We start from the raw sequence: 25,694 nt of genomic DNA on the forward strand, positions 1-25,694 counted from the left end.
GAATTGGGAAATGGCCAGCCACCAATCGCCCGAGACGTTGCTGTCGCAGCCATCGGAACAGCGGTACGGATGCGCGGTGATCTACAACTGGTCCGACGGTCGCGAATCGCTGGAGTTGATCCATCGTCTGCGGGCATCAAAAGTTCCCACACAGATCGTGTTGGTCGTCGTCGAAGCTGTCGCGCCGATCATCGCTCGCGCAGCTCACGGCGGAGTGACCGAGGTTCTGCAAGCCAATCAACCGACGGCGGAGCTGCGGGATGCGATCGCCAACGCGATTGAAATCGATCGCGCCGAACGGCCGCGAGCGATCGAATCGCTGCAGCAGCGGGAGCGATTGGAATCGCTGTCCGAAGGCGAACGCGATGTGTTGCGATTGGTGCTGGATGGCCTGCCGAACAAAGTCATCGCCGCCCGCTTGGACGTCAGCCAACGGACTGTCGAAGCCCGCCGCCACAAGCTGTTCTTAAAGACCGGCACGACATCGATCGCCGAACTAGTGCGGATGGTCGTCCAGCTGGGCGGCTGATCCGGGCTAGGACTGCAAGAGCTCGAACAACCGCCGGTCGGCTAAAGAATCGATGCTCAAGAACGCTTGATCGTAGCGATGCCCCGCAGTGTGTTCCCCCGGAACGGCGACGGCACACGCCCCCGATTGGGCCGCCGAGATACAGCCGTTTTCGCTATCCTCCAAGACCAGCATATTTTCCGGCTGGATCTGAAAGCGGTCGGCCGCGGAGAGATACATCTCCGGATGCGGCTTGCCCTGCGAGACGTCGTCGCCGGTCAGCAGGAACTGCAACCGCGGGATCAGGTCGAACGACGAAAGCATCTGCTGGGCAAATCGGCGCTTGCTGCTGGTCGCCACGGCAAACGGGATCGACCGGCTCTCCAGATGATCCAGCAGTTCGAACAGCCCCGGCAGCGCGACCAACCCATCGGCTAACAGAGCGGCGTACAGGTCGTCGCTCTCCTGCATCAAATCAGCCGGCAGATCGGTCAACTGGAACTCGGCGATCAGCACGCCAATCGCTTCGGGAGCGGGACGGCCCATCATTTTCTGCTGGATTTGCATGTTGAATTCAAATCCGCGACGGCCCAGCAGTTCGGTCCCCACTTGGTAGTACAATGGTTCGGTATCAAACATCAGCCCATCCATATCCAACGCAACAGCTTGGATCGGATGCGGCCAACTGGAACCGGCAGAAGTGGATCGATTTGACATGTCTTTGGGGTCTCGCAAAGGAGTTCGTTTAGCTCAGGAATCTTTATCGGGTGAATATATTGCCGAAGATGCGCCGCATTGGAAGGCCGAACCCTTCATCCCGATCACCGCCGCGGAGCTCAAAAGCGTGCTGCTGGCGCATCCGCTTGCGGCGGCTCAAGCCGATCATTTGCATCGCGTTTTCGAATCGCTGACATCGATCCTGAACCACGATTACCGCAATCTACACCAGCAGCTCGAAACGCACTATTCGGTTCTCGATCCCGATCGCGATCTGAAACTGTTAACCGAACCGACCGACGCCCAGTGTGACGCATCGCTGCGGCACATGCGAGGTTACTTGCACGATCTCTTGCGAGCCGCCAATTTCACGCAACTGGATCAGCAACAAATCCGCGGGGCGATCCAAACCTCCAGCGACTGGGGCGTGCGGTTGCAGATCAATTTCGACATCTTCGAATCGATCGATGTCTATGCGCGAGGCGACATCGTGGGGATGCGGACGCGGCGGCTGTGGAAATCGTATTGGAAGATGTCCGAAATGGAGGTGCCGATCTACCAGCGGTTGGTCGCGGTTTTCAAACTCAAACCCGACGCCAAACTGGTCGGCGCCCATGCCGGTGGCCAATACCATCGCGATCGCTTGCATCTGTCGATGTTCAAGAACATCCCTCAAGCCGACGTCGACATGTTGCTGCCCGGTTCGAGCATCCGATTCAGTTGGTTGGATCGCACCAAGATCTTCGCGCCAACGTTGGGCGGAATCGGAGTCACGGTGTTCAAAATCCTCCGCGGTGCGGTGGTGATCGCGGCGACCGGATTGGCGGCGGTGATGGGAGTGGCGGTGCTGGCGATTGGAATCATCGGATACGCCGTCCGCAGCATCGTCTCCTACTTTCACACCAAAGATAAATACCTGTTGAACATGACCCGCAGCCTCTATTACCAGAAGCTCGACAGCAACGCCGGGGTCATCTATCGCCTGCTGCAGGAAGCTCGCCAACAGGACCTGCTGGAATCGATCGTCGTCTATTTCATCCTCGCGACCAGCGACGAACCGATGTCCGAAGCGGCGATGTGCAAACGGGTCGAACTACTGTTAAAGGATCTATTGGCGATCGAGATCCGCTTCGATCCCTATTCGGCGATGAAGCGACTGCATCGACTGGGGATCGTTCTCGATGGCGGCGGCGACACGGTCAGCGTGCTGAGCCCGGAGACCTCGGTCCGCCAGCTGGACCATTACTGGGACAACCTGATGAGCATCGATCGCGCCACGCCCAGCGAATCGGGGCAATAGCCGCGGCGGTGCTAGCAAACCGGTCCTCGATTTCGCCGCCGCGTTACAGTTTGCCTAGTCAAATGCCAGCAAATTGAAGCCGTGCGGGTGTGGAGACATGTGCTGCCGGGGCACCGTTGTGGCGGTTCCGCTTGGCCACTTTTTCGTGGTCGGTCGCAGAGCGTATGCCGATGGGATGGACAAGCAACGGACCGATGTTGGCGGAACCGGTTGTTGTCAAACCGCCCAAAGTGCGATTTTCATTTGCGATGATCGATTGGCCGACACATGATGTTGGCCCAACCCGACGAGACTTTTCGCGTGCCATCGAGCCCCAACTTAACGCATTCAAAACCATGGCAATTGGGCCGTCGTTTTGCGCTGACGACGGAGTTGATCGGCAAACGGTTTATTGAAGTGCTGAAGGTCGTCGTGAACCTGCTAGCGCTTGTTTGGGCGGTGGCGTTCATCGCCGCAAGCCCGCGGTCGTGGACCCCGTTGACGCGGATGGTCTTTGCTCGCCAGTTGCTGTTCACAGCGGTCGACGGACTGTTGGTTGCGATTCGCATCTCCGCGGCGGTCGGCGTGCTGGTGATCGTACAATCCGCGATGTGGCTGAACGAAGTAGGAGCAACGACCGAAGGAATCTCACCGGTGCTGTGGAAGGCGGTGATTCATGAGATCGCGCCGCTGATCGCCAGCCTGGTTGTGGTGGGTCGCAGCGGAATCGCGATCTCGACCGAACTGGCGACGATGCTGGTCAGCGGCGAACTGGAAGTGCTTGAATCTCAGGGCGTCGATCCGATGACAACCATGATTATGCCGCGCGTGTTAAGCATGACGCTGAGTGTATTTTGCTTGGCGATCGTGGTCGCGACGACAATGCTGGTGATGGGTTATATGGTTGGTTGGTTGATGGGAGTGATCCACATCCCATGGTCGATGTTTCTGGAGTCGTTGTTGCGTGAATCGAACATCCTGGACTTTGTATTTTTCGTCCCCAAAACAATCATCGCAGGTGCTTTTGCCGGCGCAGTTTGTTGTGCCGATGGGCTGACGGTCCGCGGCACGATGTCCGATGTGTCGCGAGTCGCCAGTCGCAGCGGGATCCATGCGATGACGGCGGTGTTTGGCATCTCTGCGATCTTGTCGATCCTGATTTACAATCGCATCCTGGTCTTCCCAATCCTCTAGTTTGTGTCGATGAGCAGTCTCGAAAATAACGATTCCGCATCGGCGGAAGCTGATCCTCGCCGCGAGATCTTGGTCTTGGAGGATCTTTCGTTTCGCGATCTGACACGCCAGTCGGTGACGCTCCGCGATGCCAATTTGACAATCTTCGAAAACGACCTCGTCACCTTAACCTTGCCGCCATCGATGGAATCGCGAGCTTTTACATCGATGCTGTTAGGCCTGCGGATGCCACAGCAGGGCCGCGTATTGTTTGATGGAAACGAATGGACCGGCGAAGACTATGCGTTACACGATCGAATGCGAAGCCAGATCGGGCGTGTCTTCGATGGGAAGGCGTGGGTTGAAAACATGAACATCTATGAAAACGTCGTCTTGCCGCATCAGCATCACCACCACCGAACGGTCAAAGAACTCGATCGCGAGATCCAATATTGGTCGCGACGCTTTGATATCGAATCGATGCAGAACCAACGTCCCGCCTTTGTTGGCAAGACGTTCCTACGAATCTGCGAATGGATCCGCGCACTGATCGGATCGCCGCGTCTGTTGTTGTTGGAACATCCGATGCGTTCGGTTCCCAGGGCGCGGTTCCCAGTCCTGTTGCAAGCAGTCGCATCGGCGACCGAGGCCGGCGCCGCGGCGCTGTGGATCGCGCCGAGCAGCGATCTGCCACGCGATAAATTCCCAACATCGGCACGCCACTATCAAATCCACGAATTCCATTTGACCCCGGTAGGATAAGGACAACACCATGAACGATCCCTATCGGTTGCGCTACACGAACCAAGTGGTTGGCACCTTTCTATTGGTGGTACTGCTGTTTTCGTTAGTCGTTTTGTTCTTGATGATTCGGAAAAAAGATTACTTCGCAGAGAAAGATCACTTCTGGATCGACGTGCCGCAACAGGCCGTCGAAGGATTGCAAAAGGGATCCGATGTGATGATCTTGGGCGAACGGGCCGGCGAAGTCGAAGGCATCCGGTACATCGACCAGACCAGCAATGTGCGGGTTAGCCTGGCGATTCGCCGCGAGTTCAGCAAAAAGGTCTACACATCGTCGACCGTCGCACTCGAACGACGCTACGGTGGTGTCGGTGCGCCGCTGTTGGTAATCCGCCGCGGAATGCCCGCCGATGGCGTATTGAAACAGTTGTCGCCGAACAGCGAGATCGTCAACTTTGAAGCCGAAGAAGAGCGATTGGATCAATTGACCAAAGAAGTCCAATCGGTCAGCGAATCGATCAACAAGATCCAATTAAAAATGGATCCGACGATGGACAAGATCGGCAAAGCGGCGGAGACCATCGATACGGGAACCGAGGAGGACGCGCGGCCGGCGTTCCGTAGCATGGGTGAAGCGTCAGCGGCCTTCCAACAGACCAACGAACAATTGCGTCCCGAAGCGTCGCAAACAATGCTGGAAATCCGCCAGGCGACACAAAATTTGGATCAACGGATCACGCAGCTCACCGAGAAGATCGAACTGCTGGTCGAGGCCGATATGCGGGATACGCTGCGAGGCGTCCGCGACACCAGCGACGATGTAAGCGATGCCGCCGGAAGCGTAAAAACGACGGCCACCGACGTCAACGCTGACGTCGCCAAGACGTTGGTCGAGATCCGCGAAGCCGCCGACCAGATGACTCGCTTGGCCGACGAAGCTCGCGATGTGGTCCGCGTTGTTCGCAAGGAGAGCGAAGAGCTGCCCGGAACGGTCGAACAATTTAATTCGACGGTCGGCAACGCAGATGACATGGTGGGCGAGATCCGCAGCCACTGGCTGCTCCGCCGCTACACCGATCAATCGCCAACCACTCGGCAGCTCTCGCCGTCGGGAATTCGAGCGGGAGGTGCACCGTGATTGCAGCGCAACCGCAAACATCCAGACGGCCTAACGCCGCGGTCGTCGGAATCCTGATCTGTGGGCTCGGCTTCCTCTCCGGATGCCGCAGTGGCGGTGCGCCGCAGCGGAAGATCGATCCTCAATTGAAAAACCACGCCGAAGCGGCGACCGAAGCTTTTGCCGAGGGGCAGTTGGAGGATGCGGTCAAACAGTACCGCAAAGTGATCCGCCGCGCCTGGGCGATGGACGATCCGCTGGAATCGGGCAACAACGCGTACAACATGGCCGCGGCGATGACCAGCATGTCGCGCGTGGCGGAAGCTCGCGACTGGTTGGTCGATGCCCGCGTGGAACTGTATCGGGCAGGCAAACCCGATGGCAACACCTGGCTGTTGGAAGCCAAGCTCGCGCAGAACCAATGCCGGTTCGACGAAGCCGCTCGCTTGATCCAACGCGCCTCCTGTTCCGAACCTCCCTGCGAAGGCGATTCGGGCGATTGTTTGTGTGGACCACACGATCCGTGCGAAGGAAGCTGTGCTGCAAAAATCCCTTGCATCGGCGAGAAGCTGGAACAGCGGAAACAACTGGCCGATTGCGAACAGACGTTTCAAATCCAAATCCACCTAGCCCAAGCTCGCTGGTACGCCGAACAATACGACCTGCCCAATGCGCGATGCCATTATCAGACCGCCTGCGAACTGGCTGCCGAGATCTGCGACTTTGAACTGCAGGCGGAACTGCAAAGCGTTGCGGCGATGATCCATCTGGCCTGCGGGCAATTCTTGCAAGCGGGTTGGCATCTGGATCTCGAGGCGAAAAACCTACGGCTGGCCGGCAATTATCGCGAGATCCCGCGAGCCTTGGAATTGGCATCGGCCGCGTATGCGCAAGCCGCTCGGCCAGCGTTGGCCGCCGATCGATTGTGCCGTGTCGCTCGGATCTGGTACGGCCGTGGAAACATCAACCGATCGTGGAAGTATGTAAAAGACGCAATCCCGATGGCGGAGATGTCCGGATCGGCAAGCACTCAGATCCGACTGGCTCTGCTGGTGCATGAACTGCGGCAAGAGATCGATGACAAATCAGACAACGACGCTGCACCACGCAGCGATTCGGATCCCACGCCCGAACTGGCAGCACACGACTCGACACAGGCAACCGATTCCGCCGACGCGGCGGTCCACCCCGCCGATCCAATTCAGGAAGCGGAATTGCTGATGCTGGAAGGTCCCAAAACACAAGCCTCCGCGGTGATCGAGCGTCTGGCCAACCAACGCCTACTTCACAGCGACATTTAGAACGGGATCAAGCCGCCAAGCGTTGCAGGATCGCAGCCTGCAACTGCTCGTAAAATTCCGGCTCCCGCAACCGACTCCGCTCCGTTTCGGGCAACCGCCGCATCGCCTCCCCCAAGGCTTCCAACGGCGGCAGCTTCAAGGTCCAATATCCCGGCCGCGACTTGGCGCAATGCGATCGGCAGTCGTTTCGGTTTTCGCGAACTCGCCCCCATCGTGCGGCGCCAATTCCGCGTATCGGAGATCACTCTGGAATCGAGGATCAAGATCGCGGCAGCCTCCCGCCGCCGGGCGATAGCTGTCGCCGTTGGGATAGCGATGGATCGGCATAGGTTCCGAGCTTCCACTCATCACATCACCTCATTCCAGTCTGCGTTCGAAGATCACAGTTGCACGCGACCAGCGTTTTACCGAAATGGCAAGCTAAACGCATGAACCGCGTCAACGTGCAACGGAACAGCCACCCGCACAATAAAAGCCTTGCCACCGCCCCCCCCGACGAGCGACAATCAACACAGAAGACATCCTGCATATGCACCCGTTGGCCGCTCGATAATCATATGGACGCAACCATCAACTCTATCGTATCAGCCGTCCCATCAGGCGTTGCGTTCGACGCGCATTACGTCATCGACACTCTGATTCGCGACCACAGTGACACATACCTGCTGTACGCGCGCACGATCACTGCCGCCACAAGAGTTACGCCGTACATGCACAGTGAAATCGCGAAGAAGATCGATACTCTTTCGGGTACTCTGATCGACCGGTTGCCACACAAATCGCTGAGCTACAACATTCGCGAGAATGCCTCTCAATGCACGCTTTGGCTTCGACTCTAGCCGGTGCGCGGTCGGCGGCTAACATGTTTTTTACGCAAGGTCGCGGCTGTCGTCGTTAGAGAGTCTTTTGGTAGGCAATGGTCAATCGCTTTAGTCACACTCCATCTGCTGCAAGCCCGCGATCGCCTTCGCTGTTGGGCCACGGGCGTTGACCTTGGTAGAATCTTTCGTAGTTCAATGTCATTCTCTTCGGTGGAGATCGGTGTCGCAAAACCCTTCCGTTGGACGAGCTAGGGGTTGTAGAGTTCGCCGGGTTGGCTTTGGGGATTCGATTAGTGTGCAAATAGTGCGGATCTGTGTTCCCCAAAACTTGGCTGCGCCGAACACTAATCTTCGCTAATCAAGCACTAATCCAACTGCTGTTCTCGTCGAAATACATACACAACCGTTCGGCCATCATGGTTTGGCCGCAAAGGCCCTTCATTATGGGGCACGCGGGCTGGCTTTAGTAGAACAACATGGTTGCGTGACGTTTTTCGCATTCGTCCAGGGCAGTGTCGCAACACCCTACCGTTATGCGAATCAGCCGCAACCAAATGGACAATGCTGCCTACTCTAAGTTGCTTGCCCCGATCACCGAAGAGCATCGCGCGAAGCCTTACTCGTTTTGGCTGCCATTCCTGTCTGGCGAACCGATCGTCCGCGAGATTGTCGCGCCGGACGGCACCCCTTGTTGCGTTGAAATCAATGCATTCTGGGACGACAAGCCAAATGGTGACATCCGCGTGATCCTGTCGATCGACGATGGTGGGCGCGATGCGCTGATGCCGTATGGCCACGACTTCATCCTTTCGCCCGATGGCCGCTTTGTTGGCGAGTAATCAGTCGCACAACATCTTTCCTACGCAAAGTCGCGACCGTTGTTGTTGGAGCGTCTTTCGATGCGCAATCGCCAACCGCTTCGGTCACGTCCCCTCTGCTGCAGACCCGCGATCACCGTCACCGTTTGGCAACACTCGCAAGCCTTGATAAGATCACCCGCTGCTTAATGTCACCCGCTTCGATAATGATCGGCGACGTAAAACCCTCCCGTTGGACGTCTCGAATAATCCCCCCAATCCAGAGATCGCAATGGAAATTCGTGTTCACTAAATTTGGTAACGACGATCGAAGCAACTTGATCGGATCAATCTGGATGGTCATCTCCATGGCCGCATTCGCTGTCGAGGACACGCTTGTCAAAGCTGCCGCAGCGGTGCTTCCGGTCGGCCAAATACTGATTATCTTCGGCTTCGGCGGAGCGTTGTTGTTTGCGTCTATCGCCAAGCTAAACAGAGACCAACTGTTCACTTCGGATGCATTCTCTCCAGCGATGCGTTTCCGGATGCTGTTCGAGACTGCTGGGCGTCTGTTTTACGTGCTCGCGATCTCACTGACTCCCCTGTCGGCGACTACGGTGATCCTGCAAGCAACTCCGCTAGTCGTGATTCTGGGTGCCGCGATCGTCTTTAACGAGAAGGTGGGGGTCCGCAGATGGATCGCTGTTTTCGTGGGTTTGATCGGCGTTGTGATCGTGGTTGGTCCCGGAAGCGATAGCTTTTCGATGCTCTCCGTTTTGGCGGTCATTGGGCTGCTTGGCTTTGCAGGGCGGGACTTGGCCAGCCGAGCTGCACCGATCACGGTAAGTACAGCGATTCTCGGACTGTACGGTTTCCTATCAGTCTTGGTGGCCGGCTTTCTGATCTCCGCATGGGGGCGAGCTAGCTTCGTCTGGCCCAATGTCGACGCTTCCCTCTACTTGGCTGGTTCGGTTCTGGTAGGAGTGGCCGCCTACGCCTCGTTAATGAAAGCGATGCGAACCGGCGAGGTCTCCGCGGTAACTCCGTTTAGATACACGCGTCTGCTCTTCGGAGTCGGCCTTGGCGTCTTGCTATTTGGCGAACGATTGAGTGTTCAAATGCTGATTGGATCGGGACTGGTTATCGTGTCGGGCTTGTGCATCTTATGGAAGAAGAAACCTGCGGTAGCGGCAAGTCAGTGCTAATCGCCGAGCATTCCATCTAAGATGTTCGCTTCAGTGATGGGCTCGTTCTGCTCTCAGTCGTCGCACACAAACTTTAAATTCGACGAGGCGTCCAACATGCTTTTCTACGCATGTTCGCGGCTGTCGTCTTTTGCGAGCCTGTCCGCTGGCAACGACCAATCGCTTCGGTCGCGCTCCATCCGCTTCAAACCTGCGATCGCCAGGGCTATTCACTCCTCCAAACAGGAGCGTCTTTGGAAATGGTAACCCGACGCGTAAGCGAGAGATTCACCCGGCGTCTTGTTTACGCGTTGGGTTATCAAGATGGCCCCCCAACAGTCATTTGCCCCTGCTACGCCAGGCCTTCGTTTTCGGCAACGTCAGTTGGCCTTGGTACAATCTATCGCAGCTCAGGCGTCGCTCGTTTCGTCCAGGGCGGTGTCTTGCCACCATTCCGTAATCCGCCCTCAGTTTCGATGAATCGTCGCCGTCAAAAACGCCGTATCGCTGAAGGTGGCTTGCCACCCGGCGCGGTTGCTGCGGACACGACACGGCAGGTGCCAATCTCCTCCTACGGTTCACCGAAAACCTTCTACGTTGACGTCGCGTTCAAGTGTTGCGATTGCGGAAGCGATGAGGTGTGGACCGCGAAACAACAGAAGTGGTTCTATGAGACTGCAAAGGGATCGTTGCATGCGACCGCTGTTCGTTGTCGCGAATGTCGCAACCGCCTAAAGGACGCTAAGGAACTGCAACGCAAACAGATGCAGTCAGCAGATGACGCCACAGATAATGGCTGACTCTCTTGGCGGGGTCAGGGCTTATAACATCGTTTTTTTACGGCAAGTCGCTGCGTGTTCACCTTCGCTCTTTGGCAACGGACGATGACGCTGGTACAATTCCACTTACACAGCGTCAACCGCTTCGTTCACGGCGGTGCCGCGAACACCTCCCGTTAGGCGACCTAGCCATGTCCCAATACCAAGACATTCTCGCAAACGCGACGCAATTGCCGATTAACGACCGCCTTCGACTGATCGACGACTTAGCCTCGTCCGTTCCCGACGACCATCCACCGCGGCTTTCACCCGAGTGGCTCGCAGAGATCGACCGTCGTAGCAATGAGATTGACGCTGGCACTGCCGAAACCGAGAACTGGTCAACGATTCGCGCTCGATTGTTCGGCAAACACGGTGTCGGTGATGCAGGTTGACTTCCACCCTGCTGCGACAATTGAACTTTCCGAATCCGCCGAATGGTACACCGAACGAAGTTCGAGAGCTGCACGCAATTTCCTGGTCGCTGTTGACATAGCTATTACGTCAATCATGGACGCCCCCAAACGGTTCATCAACATCGACGATCGGCACCAATCCTGCAGCGTCATCAAGTTTCCGTTTCAAATAGTTTTTCGGGTCGACGACGATCGTATCGTCATCATTGCCGTTGCCCACGCAAAACGCCGCCCTGGATATTGGCGTGGCCGATAGCGTTCCGATCGCCTAACAGAGCTTTTACGCAAGGTCGCGTCTGTCGTCGCTTAAGAGTTTTTTGGTGGGCAACGTCGATCGCTTCGGTCACGTTCCATCTGGTGCCAGCCCGCGACCGCCTTCGCTGTTTGGCGATGGGCGTTGGTCTTGACAGGATCTTTCGTAGTTCAATGTCGTTCTCTGCGGCGGCGAACGGCGACGTAAAACCCTCCCGTTTGTCGATCTGAGAGAAATCGGAACGCTGACTGGGCAGCTGGATCATTTGCGTCGATGAGCGAGAACGAGCGTCCCCAATTCGGCCAACGCGGGCCGGCGTCAACTTACCGCAAAACGATTTCTATATGCCGACAGACTATTTCAAATTGTGTAGGTCTCCACATTCACTGTCATTACGTTTCGCTCATTTGTTTCGTTAGTGGCACACCTGTCTAACGCAGCATTCCGTCGCCCAAGACTTCGCGTGGTTTTAGCGGTGTCGACTCTTGGTGGACTACATTTGACAGCTGGACGAATTGGGCTCTATCTTTTTCGCAGCTTCAAACGCCGGACAACATTTCCTGGACGTCGGGAACCTTCTTTGATCGGTCACGCTCGCTGGCGTTGGTAGACAGATACAATTGATTGACGCCGTTCGCTTCGCCCACATTTGACTGGCAACAAACTCCACTCGGACACACGACGTCGGATCGAATGGGACGCTAGAAAATTACGTTCACGGTCGGTGTGTCCCTTGGGAACACCGACAGACGAAAGACCGTTTGGCGCCAGAGGCAAAATTTAATTCACTCCCCCTCCCAACCTCGTGGACAGCCCCGCTCAATGAGTAACGAACAGTTCGATCCCAAAGGCGTTATCCCCGCCTGCCTGATGCCGTTCGACGCCCGCCTGAAGATCGACGAGACTGCTTACCGGCGTCATCTGAGCGATCTCGCAGGCGTCGCGGACGTCACCGCGATCACCACCAACGGACATGCCGCCGAGGTTCATTCGCTCACCTTCGATGAACAGCGGCGGAGCATTGAAATCGCCCGCGACGAAGTCGCTGGACGAGTGCCGTTGGTGGCGGGTGTCCACGCCGGAGACACTAGTGAAGCGTGCCGTATCGCCACCATGGCGGCGACGGCCGGAGCTGATGGCCTGCTGGTATTTCCCTCCGACGTGCTGACATTGGGTGGCCAGCAACGCCCTGAGTGTGCCCTCGCCCACATCGGCGCGATCGCTAAATCTACCGACCTGCCGTTAATCCTGTTTCAGTACCCGATGAGCAGCGGACTTGGTTACCCACTGGACACTTTGCTGCAGCTCTGCACCGAGTTTCCATCGATCCGAGCGATCAAGGACTGGTGCAACGACCCTCACCTTCACGAACGCCACATCCGCGAACTTCACGGACTCGAACGGCCAGTTAAGGTTCTGACGACTCACAGCATGTGGTTGCTGAGTTCGCTGGTACTCGGTTGCGACGGTTTGCTTTCTGGCGCCGGCAGCGTGATCGCCGACCTTCAAGTTGCTCTGTATCAAGCAGTCCAGATGAACGACTTGGAAACGGCCCGATCCATCAACGACCGCATCTACCCGACCGTCCGGGCGTTTTACTGCGACCCTCTTCTCGACATGCACAACCGCATGAAGGAAGCGCTCGTGCTGCTCGACAGACTCGACGCTGCGCATGTGCGCCCGCCGCTAGTGAAGCTCGAACGCCCTGAGATTGAACGCATCGGCTCACTGCTATCGGAAGCTCGAATTACCCCTTCCACGGTTTACGAGAATGGTTCCTGAGCGTCGCAAAGGCGGTCGCGTCACCATATCTTGCAGCCGGAATCGCCTCCAAGGGATACTTGGAACGAGGCCGATGTCTCGCGCATCGACCTATTGCTTGTCACCCAAAACGAGGGAAAGGAACATCCATGGAGATACGGAAAGCAGCCGAAACCGAGCGTGATTCGCTTGTCGATATCTGGTTGCGTTCGGTTCGGGCGACACACGACTTCCTGAGTGAAGCCGACATCGAGCGGATCCTGCCGCTGGTTCGCGATCACGCGTTGGTCGATCTAGAGATTTGGGTGTTGGCCGACGCTGCGGATGAGCCGATCGGTTTCATGGGGCTAGCGGATGATAAGCTCGAAGCTCTGTTTCTGGCCCCCGAACATCGTCGCCGCGGCGGGGGGCGGCGGATGGTCGATCACGCTCGAGATCTGAAGGGGCGATTGCGAGTCGATGTCAACGAACAGAACCCCGCGGCGCTAGCGTTTTATCGGTCGCTGGGGTTTGTCGTGGAGGGGCGTTCGGAGCTCGATAGCGCCGGGATGCCCTTCCCGATCCTGCATCTGCGGGACCCGGCCGAGTAGGCTTTTCTCTCGTAAAAGCTAGCGAAAGCTGCGGTTTTGAGCTCGTTTGCCACCTCGCTTCGCGGACCGCCGAGAACCGACGCTGCGGTTTGCGGGAGGCTGTTAATTTTTCCGGCTTTGAACCGATTCGGCTTGACTTTTTGAGCAACTTAAACAATTGTTTTAAACAGGTGTTTAAATCGCAGATTAACGAGGTGAAGCCATTCGTTCGACGACTGTTCCCGACGAGGACACTCGCAATCGTTTGCTCAACGCAGCGGGGCGGGTATTTGCTGCTCGCGGTTATCAAAACGCAACCGTCCGCGAGATCTGTGCCGCGGCGGGAGTGAACATCGCCAGCGTCGCGTATTATTTTGGCGATAAGATGGGGTTGTACCGGGCCGTCGTGCGGCTGATTCGCGATGAGGAGTCGCGTCGGTTTCCGATCCCCGACCCGGCTGTGCAAACGGATCCGACGGAGCGATTGTTTGCATTTGTCCGGACGCTGTTGCAGCGGATGTTCGACACCAACGAAGACGATGGATGGCAGGTGCGGTTGTTGATACGCGAACTGCAGCAGCCTACCGAAGCGATGGAAGATATCGTCAAAGATCACTTTGCGCCGATCCAGGATCAGTTGTATCAAAACCTCGCGGAACTGGTGGGGGAACCGATCGATCCAAGTTCATTGATGCATCTTAGTTTTACGGTGATCGGCCAGTGTTTCCACTATGGCGTTTGCGAAAACGCGGTCAACGCGTTGCTGATCCAGCGAGGATTGGCGGCGGAGCTGGATATCGATGAATTGGCGGTCCACATCACCAGCGTCGCGATGGCGGCGGCAGCCAACGCAGGATTCGTCAAGCATCAAGCAAGACTTCGCGAATTGATTCGCTAGCGCGTTCTTATCAAAACTAATCGAAAAACGACTATGAAACGTCTCTATTCAAAGTTCCACAAATTGATCTCGGGTGTCGTGTTGCCGACGGCAACTCTGGTCGCCTGTATTCTCATCTTCCGCGAACTCGGCGTGACGACGCCCCCCGAACGCCCCGACCCTAGCAATTCGATCGCCGCTCAGATGCAGCGACTGGCTCCCGCCGAGGTGATGCCGGTGCTGTCGTTGGACAAGGTGGATGGCGTTATCGATATCGCGTTGGAGGGAGAGGTGGTTCCCTATCGCGAGATTCAAGTCGCGACCGAGGTGGCGGGGACGATCATCTACAAATCGCCGACGGTCGAAGCGGGCAATTATGTTCAAAAGGGGGACGTTCTATTTCGGATCGATCCCACCGATTACGAACTGGAATTGAAACGCTTGGAACAAGAGAAGAAATCGGAATACGAATCGCTGCGTGAGATCGATCAAGAGATTACCAACGTCGAGAAGTTGATCGAAGTTGCCAAAGACGATGAGCTGTTGCGGGACCAAGAGATCGCGCGGTTGGCGCGGTTGCCCAAGGGATTTGCTAGTGAAACCGAGTTGGATCAAGCACAGCAGTCGCGTCTGCAGGCGTTGAACACTCGGATCGGATTTGAAAACCAATTGGCGCTGCTGCGGAAGCGTCGCATCCGCCAAGAGACAGCGGAGCAGCGCGTGGAGACTCAGCTGGAACTGGCTCGCAAGAACCTGGAGCGAACCAGCATCGAAGCACCGATCGATGGCGTGATCTTTCGCGAAGATGTCGAGGTCAATTCGTTCATCCAACGCGGTGCGGTGATGGTCACGATGGAGGATACATCCAAGGCTGAGGTCGCTGCAAATCTGCGGATGGACCAGTTGTACTGGGTGTTGGATCAGGCTCACCAGCATGCTGCCGATTCGTCGCTCGACAGCCGCAGTTACAGCCTGCCGCCGACCCCTGCGACGATCGAATATCGCATCAACCAACGCGATTCGGTCTATTCGTGGGAGGGAACGTTGGAGCGATACGATGGGATTGGAGTCGACGCGCAGAGCCGGATGGTGCCGGTTCGATTGGTCGTCGATCGGCCAGCTGATGTGACCGGCGACAGGGCTGGTGAAGGGGAAGCGTTGAGTCAGCGGATGCAGGGTCCCAAGGCGCTTGTGCGGGGGATGTTTGTGCGAGTCATCTTGCACGTGAAACCGCAGTCGTCGCTTTCGTTGGTTCCCAACTTGGCGCTGCAGCCTGGCAATCGGATCTGGAAGTTCCAGCCCGACGCAAGCGTATTGGCGGTGGAATCGCCGGGCGAATCGACGTCGGCGCAGGCGTCCGGGCCGGAAGTGGCTGCTTCGCCGTTCGAACTCCAGGCGTGGACCGCGGGGCGTTTGGTGGTGTTGGACCGAATCACGCCGATCGTTTCGGTAACGCTTCCGACGAAGGGGGCCGAGGACGAAAAGTATTGGATTTGTGAATCGCGCAACGGCGATCTGGAGCCGGGCAATTTTGTCGTCGTTTCGCCGCTGGGAGGCGTTGCGGGAGACGGCACCGATTTGATTCGAGTTCCCGCGCCGAAGTCGACTGGTGGCAGCGTCGCTCGCGTTGTCGACACCAAGTTGGGCGAGCGGTCGGTCGCTCAATAGATCCCCATGGGGCTTGCCGCGACGGTGCGACGATCCGCGTCGCTCCCGCCGCATCTAAGGCGCAGCCATCGCAAGTTGTGATGATGCAGCGAATCGCGAAACACAAACAACGAAAAACGAAAAGCGTTAAAGAGTCCTATGAAAAGTGTCATTCGTTGGGCGATCACCAATTCGCCAGGCATGAACGTGATCATGCTGGCTACGATGCTGTTGGGCGCTGCCTGTTTCTACGGCATGCGTCGCGAGGTGTTTCCGGAGTTCGAATTGGAGATCGTCGTGGTGACGGTTCCCTATCCCGGTGCCACGCCCGAGGATGTCGAAGACGGGATCTGCCAGAAGATCGAAGAAGCGGTGCGGTCGATCGAAGGGATCAAGAAGGTCACCTCGATCGCTCAAGAAGGCAGCGGCAGCGTGATCATGGAATTGCAGGCCGACGTGGCCGATGTGCAAAAGGTGCTGAACGAGATCGATCGCGAAGTCGCTCGGATTCCCAGCTTTCCCGATCTGACCGAAGAACCGACGGTCCAACAGATCACCTTCCGGACGCCCGCGATCCGCGTTGCCGTGGTCGGTCCGCGAACCGACGACCCCGATTCCGAACTGCGCCTGCGTAGCGTGGTCGAAGATCTGCGCGACGATCTGTTGCAATTGAAAACCGTTTCGGCAACCAGCATCATGGGGGCCAAACCGTTCCAGATCGATGTCGAAGTCTCCGAGGAGATGTTGCGCAAATATGGGCTGTCGCTAAAACAGATCGCTGCGATCCTGCGGGCGCGGAACATCGAATTACCCGGCGGGCAATTGAAGTCCGACGGTCAGGAGGTATTGCTGCGAGCGAAGAACAAAGGTCGCTTTGGCGATGAGATCGGGCGGCTGCCGATCATCACGCAATCCAACGGTTCGGTGCTGACCGTCAACGATATCGGCACCGTTCGCGATGCCTTTGAAGATCTGACCAGCATCAGCGAAATCAATGGCGAACCGGCGATGGTCGTCAACGTCGAGCGGACCAAAAGCGAAGATCTGCTGGCGATGGTCCGCGAGGTCCGCGAGTATGTCGATCGCGCGTTGCCTCCCGAACCGCAAGGCGTCAGCCGTTTCCAGCGACTGAAAAAGTGGCTCACCCGCAGTTCCGACGCCGATCAGGATCCGGAAGCGGAGGCGGCCGATGCCGAACCAAAAGCTGGCGGATTGGCACCGCGGTTGCCACCGGGATACAAGTTGGTCGTTTGGGGCGACACCAGCCAAGACGTGCAGGATCGTTTGAGTCTATTGATCCGCAACGGTGCGTCGGGGTTGGCGTTGGTCTTTTTGGTGTTGGCCCTGTTCCTGGAACTGCGACTCGCATTTTGGGTGGCGCTGGGGATTCCGATCTCGATCCTCGGGGCCGGATGTATTCTGTGGTACGGCGACAAGACGCTGAACATGTTGAGTCTGTTTTCGTTCCTGGTCGCGCTGGGGATCGTGGTCGACGATGCGATCATCGTGGGGGAGAACATCTTCGCTCATCGCCAGCAGGGGAAGAAGCGATTGCGAGCGGCAATCGATGGTGCGGCGGAGGTTTTGCCTAGCGTCACCGCTTCGGTCTCGACGACTGTGATCGCATTTTCGCCGATGTTTTTTGTCTCCGGCGTGATGGGGAAGTTCATGGCTGTGATCCCGTTTGCTGTGATCGCGATGCTAGTGATTTCGCTGTTGGAAAGTTTGTTTGTCCTGCCGGCTCACCTGGCTCACGAACACTCGGGCTTCTTCCGTTTCCTGAACGTGCTGTTGTATCCGCTGCGTCCGGTCGGAATGTTGTTGTCGGCGGTCGGAAGCCGTAGCAGTCGCGGTTTGGAGTGGTTTGCTGAGCATGTCTATCTGCCCGTCTTCAAATACGCGTTGCAGTTCCCGACGATCCCGATCAGCATCGCGATCGGAATGTTGATCGTCACGGTGGGAATGGTCCGCGGCGGGATCGTGCAGAAAAATCTGTTCCCCAAGCTCGATAGCAACAACGTCAAAGCGACGGTTGTCTTTCCCGACGGGACGCCGGTCGCGATCACCGACGCGGCGACGCAAAAGATGGAGCAAGCGATTCGGCAAGTGAGTGCCGAGATCGCGGCGGAGCGATCGGCAGCGGAGAACAAGACACCGCTGGAGTTGTATCCCGACAGCCCACTGAATATGACCGGCCCGGTGAAGCTGACGTTTCGCCAAGTTGGATCGATGACAACCGGAGGCGGCGCGGCGGAGCAGACGACCAGTGGCAGCCACGCCGGGCAGGTGTTGGTCGAATTGTACGACACCAACGTCCGAACGACTAAGTCGAGCGATCTGTTGAATCGCTGGCGCGATGCGGTCGGCGAACTGCCAGGTGCCGAGAGCGTCGTCTTTGGAACCGAGGACATGGGCCCCGGCGGAGCGGCTATCGAATTCAAGCTGTTGGCTCCGGCTGACAAGATGGACGCGTTGGAATTGGCGACCGAAGCGGCGAAGGCGCAATTGGCCAGCAAAGAGGGTGTGTTTGATATCCGCGACGACAACACGCCGGGCAAGTGGGAATTTCAGTTCAAGGTGAAAGAGGATGCGTTGGCGACCGGCGTGACGCCAACCGATTTGGGCGAAACGGTTCGGAATGCCTATTACGGTGCGGAAGTGATGCGTCTGCAGCGGGGCCGCAATGAAGTTAAATTGATGGTCCGGTATCCCAAGGAACAGCGGAGCACGCTGGGAAACTTCAACGAGATCTTTGTCCGCACCGACGCACCGAACCAGATGGAGTCGGTGGAGCGGCCGATCACCGAATTGGCCGAGCTCGATATCCGTCGCGGATTTTCCGAGATCAATCGCGTCGATCAACGCCGCTCGATCACGATTACCGCCGACATCGACGAAACCAAGGCAAACGGTTCCGATATCGTGACCTACTTGCAGCGAGAGTTCGAACCGACGCTGCAGGAAAGTTTCCCCGGCGTAAGTATTCGTTGGGAGGGGCAGCAGGAACAGAGTCGCGAGTCGGTCGGCAGTTTGATGATCGGATTTGGCGTGGCGATGTTCTGCATGTTCATCCTGCTGGTGCTTCAGTTCCGCAGCTATTTCCAACCGCTGCTGATCTTGGCGATCATTCCGTTCGGGATGATCGGAGCTGTCTGGGGGCACGCGTTAATGGGCTTGCCGCTGTCGCTGTTCAGCATGTTTGGGCTGGTCGCGTTGGCGGGCGTGGTGGTCAACGATTCGATCGTCCTTGTCGACTTCATCAATTCCCGGATCCGCGCCGGCGAACCGCCGGTGATGGCATTGATGGAATCGGGGCAACGCCGCTTCCGGCCGGTGATCTTAACCAGTTTCACCACGATCGCGGGATTGTTGCCGCTGTTGATGGAACGCTCTTTCCAAGCTCAGTTGCTGATTCCGATGGCGACAAGTTTGGCGTTTGGATTGTTGACCGCCACCGCGCTGGTGCTGTTTATGGTCCCGATCCTGTACATGCTGTACTTGAAGATGCTGGATCGGTTTGGCATTCCCTATACCGATCACACAGCGACGAACCTCGAGATCCAAACGCATCCGTCGACCGACTGATGTGCGACCGCAAGGCGGGTTGCCTGCTGAGTTCGCCCGCCAGGAAACTAAAAGATCTCGGAGTGATCGACCTGTTCGCGTTGGCTGCTGGTCTGGTCATACATCGCGCGAATCAGGTCGATGTCGCACTGCCGCTGTTGAACCTTTCGGCGGGCGAACATCCGCGCCTGGGTTGCGACCATCACGTCGGCTGGGATCTCGGCGACTTGCCCAAAGATCTGGGCGTAGTTCATAAAGCTGGGGACGTTTTGCGTGACGAACCCATACAGCATGCTGCAGACGCCGATCACCTTGCCGGTGAAGATGCCTGTATTGATCGCCGACTTGGAGTAGTCGCCGACGATGCAACCCAGGAACTGCATCTCCGTCGCCATCTTGCGGTCGTCGTATTCGATGTTGATCCGGCCGTAGGTGTTCTTCAGATCGCTGTTACAGGTTCCAGCACCGAGGTTGATCCAGCTGCCTAGGTAGCTGTGCCCCAGAAATCCGTGATGCTGCTTGTTGGTGTAGGGTTCGATCACCGACGCTTCGACCTCGCCGCCGATCTTCACCGTATGCCCTAGCGACACGCCATCCTTAAGGGCCGCGTGTTCGATCACGCGAGTTCCCGGTCCCGCGTAGACGGGGCCGCTGAGATAACAAAACGGTCCGACCGTAACGTTTTCGTCTAACAGGATTGGGCCTTCGGAAGTGTCGATCACCGCGTAGTCGCCGATCTTGGCACCGGGGGCGAGGAACACGCCATCTTCGCGCTGTTCGTAATTGCCCTGGGCGATCCGGTCTTCCAGCGACGCATTCATCAATTGCATGTGCCAGCGGACGACTTCGTGAGGCCAGTCGAACATCGCCACCGATTCGTCGATCGGTGCGATCCCGTCGACCGCCATCATCTGCTGGCTGACGCTTGTCCCGGGCAACGATTTCGATCGGATCAGATCTTGCGGCATCAACAGGATCGCCGCGACGTCGTGTCCCGATTTCACGATCCCTGAGTTTTGGCGGGCGGCAATCCGCTGGAATGCTTGGAAGTTCTCGATGCTAGGGACACACCGCGCGTTGATCGCCAGGACCGGTTCGCTTCCCTGTTGCCAATCCGCGGGGCTCTGGAGGTCGGCAAAGTCGGCTTGTTGGATCGGTTGCAGATACGCTCGAACCTCGCCGGCGATCGAGGCGTTCATGCGGCGGACCCAATCGATCAAGCGATAGCTGGCGCAGGTAATCGCATACGCCGGGCGGCTGACGGTGATTGGAGCCAGTTGGTCGGTCGAACTGTCTTCGAAGAGCAAGATCCGCATCAAATTCAATCCAATTGAGAGCGCGACGAATGGAGTTACCCCAGGCTGGCGAACGCTAGCGTGGGGAGAGCGACCGGTGGTGTCGGCCGTCAAAACGTACCGGTTGCAACGGTTGTGCGACCGGAGTGCAAGTATCGTGCAGCAAGATTGCTTTGGTCAACCCAACCCGGCCCGACATCGCGGACCATAATTCGTTAGAAACAGCGACTCAACGCGAACTCTCTTCTTTTCATATGACGCACACATTCGCTTCTCCCACCTCGCTGAGCGCCTGGCTGTTCGTGATCGCATCGCTGACGTGCGATCCGTCTCGCGCTCTCTCGGCGGAAGATTTGGTCGAACCGGTGGAGCAGCGACTGGATCTGCAGATCGATCGTCTGGGAGCGTCCAGCTATCGGATGCGCGAACGAACGTCGCGAGCCTTTGTCGCCGCCGGGGATACGGCGATCGAACCGCTCCGCTTGGGGCTGGACAGCGACGACGCGGAGATTCGCTTGCAGTGTCAGCGGTTGCTGATCGAGATTCGGGAACGCCGGACCGCGCGCGAGTTGCAACATCTACTCTTCGAATACGATCCCCACCACGACTACCAATTGCCCGGCTGGCAACCGTTCGCCGCCGCCTGTGGCGACGACGCTTCGGCTCGCGGGTTGTTCAACCGCCTGTTGCAACGCGACGGTTCGTTCATGGCGTGGCTGCAACGCGTTTACGACGATCCAAGCTATGACATCGAAAACCAACTGGAAGACCAACAGCGTTACCTCTCCCCCGACGCCCAACGGTTGAATTCGGGAGACCTGTTGACCTGGAGCATGTTATTGCTGGCGGGAACCAATGCAAAGATCTGCCAAGTTCCAGTGCTGGGCAGCCATATCCGTTGCGGGTTGCAGTGCGGCCCCACGATTCACAGTTTGAAGCATGGCAACAACAGCACCGCGACGATGCGATTGGTGCGCAGCTGGCTGCAGCGTCAGGCGAGCACGGCGGCGACGCGGTCGACGTTGCGAATCGCAATGCTCTACGATTGCGACCAAATCGCAGAACGATTGGCCAACAAGACACTCGACGAAAACCACGCCTCGCCCGCATCGGTACAGACGGCGTTATTCTTTCTTGTCGCCCACCATCCGCAAGCGGCTGGATCTCGGTTGACCGACGCCCTGCAGGATCAACGCGTCTGTCAGGTATGGCAGATCGCATCGCGACGCCGTCGCGCAATCCAAACGCAAGTCCGCGACACGGCGTTGGCACTGCTGTTGCATTTGCGAGGCGTCGACCCGCGAACGGTCGGCTTTCGCGACCTGCAAGCCGACCCGATCACGATCTACGGCGAACAGACGCTCGGCTTTGAAAACGAACAAGAGCGGGATGCTGCTCACGACTTGGGACAGCGTCTGCTGGCAGGCAGATAATCTGACGGGGCTATCATTCCTCGTCGGAATAATGATTCGGTAGCCCTTGGAACGCTGCGGCATCGGACAGCAATTCGTCTAACAATTCGTGGGCTCGATGCGGCGATTCCGTTTCCGATTCGCACGCTTTTTCATAGCTTTCGAAGAAGTTTTCTTCGGCCTGATGGCTCGACAATTGGCTGAACATCGATGTCACTTGCGTCGACAGCGCGTTCGCCCGGCGGACGACTTCATTCAAGCGTTCGGTACAGTTTCCCAACAGTGTTTCGGCACGCTTGCGTATCTGACGCTCGGTTTCCGCCGCGGCTTGGGTTTGAGAGCGTTGCTGCTGTGTCTGCTGCAGTTCTTCGCGCAACTGCTTGGTTTGCGATCGCAGCTGCTGTAGAAAACTTGCGGTTCGTTGTCGTTTGGCGCGTTCGCGCTGGAACAGTTCTCGGGTCGAGGCAAGCTGGCCGTTGAGATCATCCATGGCACGCGCATGTTCGCGATCGCGCCGTGCACTCTCCTGTTCAAAGCGAACCTGCAAATCTTGCAGCTGTTGGGACGTCGTTTGCAACGTCTGTTCCAGCTGTTCGATCCGCTGTTGTTGCCATTGGGTCTGTTGAGCATGTTGGGCATCGTTGGCGGCAAGTGTTTCATGCCGCATCAAATCAACGATTTCACGGTTTTCGGCAATCACTTGCTGCTTTTCAATCTCCTTGGCCCCCAGTTGCGTCCGCAGTTCGCTTTCGGTCGCACGACTTTCACGAAGCGATTGCTCCAAAGCATCGATCCGTTCGCTGAGCCTGTCGACATGTTGGCGATGGCGGCGATAGATCTCGGCAAAGCGGTCGATCCCGTCACCCGCAACTTCATTCCCTTGACGCGGCTCCGACGCGTCACCGACAAACGCGTTTAGGACCGCATCGCGTTTCGCTTCCACCGATTGCTGTGGTTCCGTTTCTTCGGTCGTCGCGGCGACTTTGGCGTCGGTATTCCAAGACGCTTCAGAACGTCGGGATTTCTCGCGAGCCCGCAGCAGCGCAGGATAATTGATATCGACCGCCAAGCGTTTACTGAACGGTTCGAGAACTCGAGCAACTTCCGCAGCCGTTGCATACCGCTGCTCTGGCTTGCGACGCAACATCCGCTTGATGATCGGCAGCAATTCGACGGGCAGGTCATCGCGGCGATCTAACAGTCGCGCGATGGCAGTCTTGGAACTCGGATAAAGATCGGGCGATTCATCGCTGGGGGGACGACCGCACAAGGCCAAGAAGAAGGTACAACCCAACGAATAGATGTCGGTTCGCGGATCGATCGGATAGTCGCTGACCGATTGTTCGGGCGCCGCAAACCGCTCGGTCCCACGTCGTTTTCGCATCGAAAACCCAAACGACTCGTCTTCGCCTTTGTATTGGGCGAGGCCAAAATCGACGACTTTGACAATCCCCGACGATGACACGATCAGGTTGCCCGGCTTCACATCGCGATGCACAAATCCCCGCTCATGAGCGTGATGCAATCCCAAAGCCGCTTGTTGGACGAGATCACAAGCTTGTTGCCAGGGCAACTGGCGACGGATCACGGTGAGTTCGTAGAGGTTCGGACCGGGAACAAATTCGGTCACCAGATAAGACGTCTTGTTCCGCATCTGTTGGATCGTATCGTATTCGATCCCGCGCATCAGATTGGGATGCTTGAGCGTCATCACTGCAAAAGCTTCCAAGCGAAAGCGTTCGATCATCCGCACCGATTCACGCAGCTCACTGCGGAGGATCTTGATCGCTACCGGAGTGTCAGATCCCGCCTGACGAGCCAGGTAGATCTCCCCCATCCCACCGGCGCTAACGGGTTCGAAGATTCGATAGTTGCCGATCACCAACCCACGCCAGCGGCCATGCAACAGATACTTGGCCTGGAAGGGTGTCAGCAGTTGAGCATTCAAGAACTCGCGAGCGATCGTGGAATCCTCCGCATCGCCCAAGCCACGCCGCTGCACAAACGGATCGATCTCCTCGTCTGCGAGCAACTGGCTGCGTCGCAACGTATCGAGGAATCGGCCTTTGGCAATCTCGCGCGTACTCATGGAACTCCTAATCATGCCCCACCCTCCACTATATCCAAATGGCAGGGATGACAATCACAGCGGCACGCCTTTATCGGGAAGTTAAACCGCGGCCGATGCCCTCCCTAGCCTCACGTCGCCTTCAATCGATGCGATCGCGCCTTGCCGCCCCCCAATGAATAACACCTACCACACAGCCCCAGCCGTGGTATTCAGGCGGGTGGCCCCTAGCAAAAATGGCACGCTTCAAGAAAGGAACCGCGTCCTGGGGCACTGAAACGCCCAAACGCCGGATAATTTAACGGGGGCGATTGGCGAACGTCACTTGGCTCGGGTGCCCCACTTGAGACCAGACGCTTCCACAATTCCGCTGCGTGCTCGCAAGACCGTCATGCTTGCAAGCATGCCCCGCATCGACAGCCCCCAAAGACTCCTAGCACGCGGTTTCGTTGAACGAACACCGCGCGGCAATCGTACTCACTGCAAACGTGTTAACCATCGCGATGAAAACGCGCTTTCGCAGGAGCAAAACCGTTCGCTACGCGCCGGATCCGGAGATGCTTTTAGCGCGGTCGAAATTGAGGCGGCGAGGAAAGCACACCGCTGTTGCCAGGGAAGCTGCTGTTCGGTGGCAGCGAAGATGGATTCGAACGGTTGTTTCCACCGGTGCTACTGGTGCTTGAATTGGTTTGGACGTTGTTCGACTCGGTCAGGTACCAGCGTTTGCCATTGAGCCCTGCGATCGAACTCCATTGCAGGTTGGGAACCAGCAGGATCGAAGCGATGCTGGGGCCGTTGACCTGAGCCGCTCCCCATTCGGTATCGATCGTCAATCGTTTGACGTCGGTTGCGCCGGTCACCGAATCGCCATTAAGCATCACGATCGTGGTCGAAGTATCCTCTTGCGACGCGAAACGAATCCCAGCAACTTCCGACAGCGGGATCATCAATTCGCCAAAGCCCGTCTTCATCTGGATTTCGGTTGTATCGGTCAGCGTGCCGCGGATCACGCTTTGATTGGCCAGCGTGATCGTAACGCTCAACGGTCGCGACGCCATGCTGCCCGACGGCTTGGTGGCGGTGGCGACGGGATCGTCGCCATCGGTGGTCGGTTTGGCTACCGGCAGGTCTTCGGTGACCACGACGGACGCCGCCGGAACGCTTTCACCCGCTGGAACGTCGTCCTGAGCAGAAGCTAACGACACCAGGAACAGAGGTAAGATGAAGGCAAAGGTGCAACGACGTCGACGCATGATTATCTCCCAGCAAGGGCTTTTGAGTTCGATTTAGTAGAACTCTAGATTAATCAACCACGTCTAATTGGCACGCGAAACCGCTACAAAAGGAGTTCTTTTTATAGCCTGCTTCGCTTC

The 25,694-nt window shown here is 57.3% G+C and carries 23 protein-coding genes; 18 read left to right on the forward strand and 5 right to left on the reverse strand.

From position 1 onward, the window contains the following. Positions 1-10: 10 nt before the first annotated feature. On the forward strand, positions 11-529 hold the full coding sequence (locus EC9_RS26705) for a response regulator transcription factor (RefSeq protein ID WP_218934338.1): 519 nt from the start codon (positions 11-13) through the stop codon (positions 527-529). Between the two features lie 6 nt (positions 530-535). On the opposite strand, the gene EC9_RS21675 is transcribed toward EC9_RS26705, so the two are convergent. Next, positions 536-1,225: an HAD family hydrolase gene (locus tag EC9_RS21675; protein ID WP_145348160.1), complete on the reverse strand. Its 690-nt coding sequence runs from the start codon at positions 1,223-1,225 to the stop codon at positions 536-538. Between EC9_RS21675 and EC9_RS21680 the strand changes: the two genes are divergently transcribed. The 5 genes from EC9_RS21680 (at position 1,224) to EC9_RS21700 (ending at position 6,839) form a co-directional block, all read left to right on the forward strand. Continuing rightward, the gene (locus EC9_RS21680; protein ID WP_145348161.1) at positions 1,224-2,525 is read left to right on the forward strand and encodes a TMEM143 family protein; all 1,302 of its coding nucleotides are present in this window, start codon (positions 1,224-1,226) and stop codon (positions 2,523-2,525) included. The two genes, EC9_RS21675 and EC9_RS21680, sit on opposite strands and share 2 nt — an antisense overlap. Positions 2,526-2,792: 267 nt before the next feature. Continuing rightward, positions 2,793-3,698, forward strand: coding sequence for an ABC transporter permease (locus tag EC9_RS21685; protein WP_145348162.1), 906 nt, complete (start codon positions 2,793-2,795; stop codon positions 3,696-3,698). Positions 3,699-3,707: 9 nt separating this feature from the next. Then, positions 3,708-4,439, forward strand: a complete 732-nt coding sequence (locus EC9_RS21690) for an ATP-binding cassette domain-containing protein (RefSeq protein ID WP_145348163.1) — start codon at positions 3,708-3,710, stop codon at positions 4,437-4,439. Positions 4,440-4,449: 10 nt separating this feature from the next. After that, positions 4,450-5,559, forward strand: coding sequence for an MlaD family protein (locus tag EC9_RS21695; RefSeq protein WP_145348164.1), 1,110 nt, complete (start codon positions 4,450-4,452; stop codon positions 5,557-5,559). Next, a complete protein-coding gene (locus tag EC9_RS21700; protein WP_145348165.1) occupies positions 5,556-6,839 on the forward strand; it encodes a hypothetical protein in 1,284 nt (427 codons plus the stop codon). Before EC9_RS21695 ends, EC9_RS21700 begins: the two co-directional genes overlap by 4 nt. A gap of 7 nt (positions 6,840-6,846) precedes the next feature. Here the strand turns inward: EC9_RS21700 and EC9_RS27195 are convergent, their stop codons facing one another. Continuing rightward, the gene (locus EC9_RS27195; RefSeq protein ID WP_261342891.1) at positions 6,847-6,978 is read right to left on the reverse strand and encodes a hypothetical protein; all 132 of its coding nucleotides are present in this window, start codon (positions 6,976-6,978) and stop codon (positions 6,847-6,849) included. 289 nt (positions 6,979-7,267) lie between these two features. Between EC9_RS27195 and EC9_RS21705 the strand changes: the two genes are divergently transcribed. The 11 genes from EC9_RS21705 (at position 7,268) to EC9_RS21760 (ending at position 19,567) form a co-directional block, all read left to right on the forward strand. After that, positions 7,268-7,678, forward strand: coding sequence for a hypothetical protein (locus EC9_RS21705; protein WP_145348166.1), 411 nt, complete (start codon positions 7,268-7,270; stop codon positions 7,676-7,678). Positions 7,679-8,193: 515 nt separating this feature from the next. Then, a complete protein-coding gene (locus EC9_RS21715) occupies positions 8,194-8,499 on the forward strand; it encodes a hypothetical protein (protein WP_145348168.1) in 306 nt (101 codons plus the stop codon). A 260-nt stretch (positions 8,500-8,759) separates the two neighbouring features. Then, positions 8,760-9,662, forward strand: a complete 903-nt coding sequence (locus EC9_RS21720; protein ID WP_261342892.1) for a DMT family transporter — start codon at positions 8,760-8,762, stop codon at positions 9,660-9,662. Between the two features lie 455 nt (positions 9,663-10,117). Next, a complete protein-coding gene (locus EC9_RS21725; protein ID WP_145349289.1) occupies positions 10,118-10,441 on the forward strand; it encodes a zinc-ribbon domain containing protein in 324 nt (107 codons plus the stop codon). A 170-nt stretch (positions 10,442-10,611) separates the two neighbouring features. Next, positions 10,612-10,854, forward strand: coding sequence for an addiction module protein (locus EC9_RS27385; protein WP_145348170.1), 243 nt, complete (start codon positions 10,612-10,614; stop codon positions 10,852-10,854). Then, complete coding sequence (locus tag EC9_RS21735; protein ID WP_145348171.1) at positions 10,763-11,131, forward strand: type II toxin-antitoxin system RelE/ParE family toxin; 369 nt, start codon at positions 10,763-10,765, stop codon at positions 11,129-11,131. Before EC9_RS27385 ends, EC9_RS21735 begins: the two co-directional genes overlap by 92 nt. Positions 11,132-11,950: 819 nt before the next feature. Continuing rightward, positions 11,951-12,910, forward strand: coding sequence for a dihydrodipicolinate synthase family protein (locus EC9_RS21740; RefSeq protein WP_145348172.1), 960 nt, complete (start codon positions 11,951-11,953; stop codon positions 12,908-12,910). A 128-nt stretch (positions 12,911-13,038) separates the two neighbouring features. Then, positions 13,039-13,479, forward strand: a complete 441-nt coding sequence (locus EC9_RS21745) for an acetyltransferase (protein ID WP_145348173.1) — start codon at positions 13,039-13,041, stop codon at positions 13,477-13,479. Positions 13,480-13,723: 244 nt separating this feature from the next. Then, positions 13,724-14,356 (forward strand): CerR family C-terminal domain-containing protein, encoded by a 633-nt coding sequence (locus EC9_RS21750; RefSeq protein WP_145123551.1) that lies wholly within the window; start codon positions 13,724-13,726, stop codon positions 14,354-14,356. Between the two features lie 33 nt (positions 14,357-14,389). Next, on the forward strand, positions 14,390-16,003 hold the full coding sequence (locus EC9_RS21755) for an efflux RND transporter periplasmic adaptor subunit (protein ID WP_145348174.1): 1,614 nt from the start codon (positions 14,390-14,392) through the stop codon (positions 16,001-16,003). A gap of 138 nt (positions 16,004-16,141) precedes the next feature. Next, positions 16,142-19,567, forward strand: coding sequence for an efflux RND transporter permease subunit (locus EC9_RS21760; RefSeq protein ID WP_145348175.1), 3,426 nt, complete (start codon positions 16,142-16,144; stop codon positions 19,565-19,567). A 47-nt stretch (positions 19,568-19,614) separates the two neighbouring features. Here the strand turns inward: EC9_RS21760 and EC9_RS21765 are convergent, their stop codons facing one another. After that, positions 19,615-20,862 carry a putative sugar nucleotidyl transferase gene (locus EC9_RS21765; protein ID WP_145348176.1) on the reverse strand — a complete coding sequence of 416 codons (1,248 nt, stop codon included), beginning with the start codon at positions 20,860-20,862 and terminating at the stop codon, positions 19,615-19,617. Between the two features lie 233 nt (positions 20,863-21,095). On the opposite strand from EC9_RS21765, the gene EC9_RS21770 reads away from it, so the two are divergent. Beyond that, the gene (locus EC9_RS21770) at positions 21,096-22,274 is read left to right on the forward strand and encodes a hypothetical protein (RefSeq protein WP_145348177.1); all 1,179 of its coding nucleotides are present in this window, start codon (positions 21,096-21,098) and stop codon (positions 22,272-22,274) included. A 13-nt stretch (positions 22,275-22,287) separates the two neighbouring features. Here the strand turns inward: EC9_RS21770 and EC9_RS21775 are convergent, their stop codons facing one another. Further along, positions 22,288-24,342: a serine/threonine-protein kinase gene (locus EC9_RS21775; RefSeq protein WP_218934341.1), complete on the reverse strand. Its 2,055-nt coding sequence runs from the start codon at positions 24,340-24,342 to the stop codon at positions 22,288-22,290. Positions 24,343-24,884: 542 nt separating this feature from the next. Beyond that, entirely contained in the window at positions 24,885-25,574 is a 690-nt protein-coding gene (locus EC9_RS21780) for a hypothetical protein (protein WP_145348179.1), read from the reverse strand. Between the last annotated feature and the right edge of the window lie 120 nt (positions 25,575-25,694).

The organism is Rosistilla ulvae (genome assembly GCF_007741475.1).
Classification (GTDB): Bacteria; Planctomycetota; Planctomycetia; order Pirellulales; family Pirellulaceae; genus Rosistilla; species Rosistilla ulvae.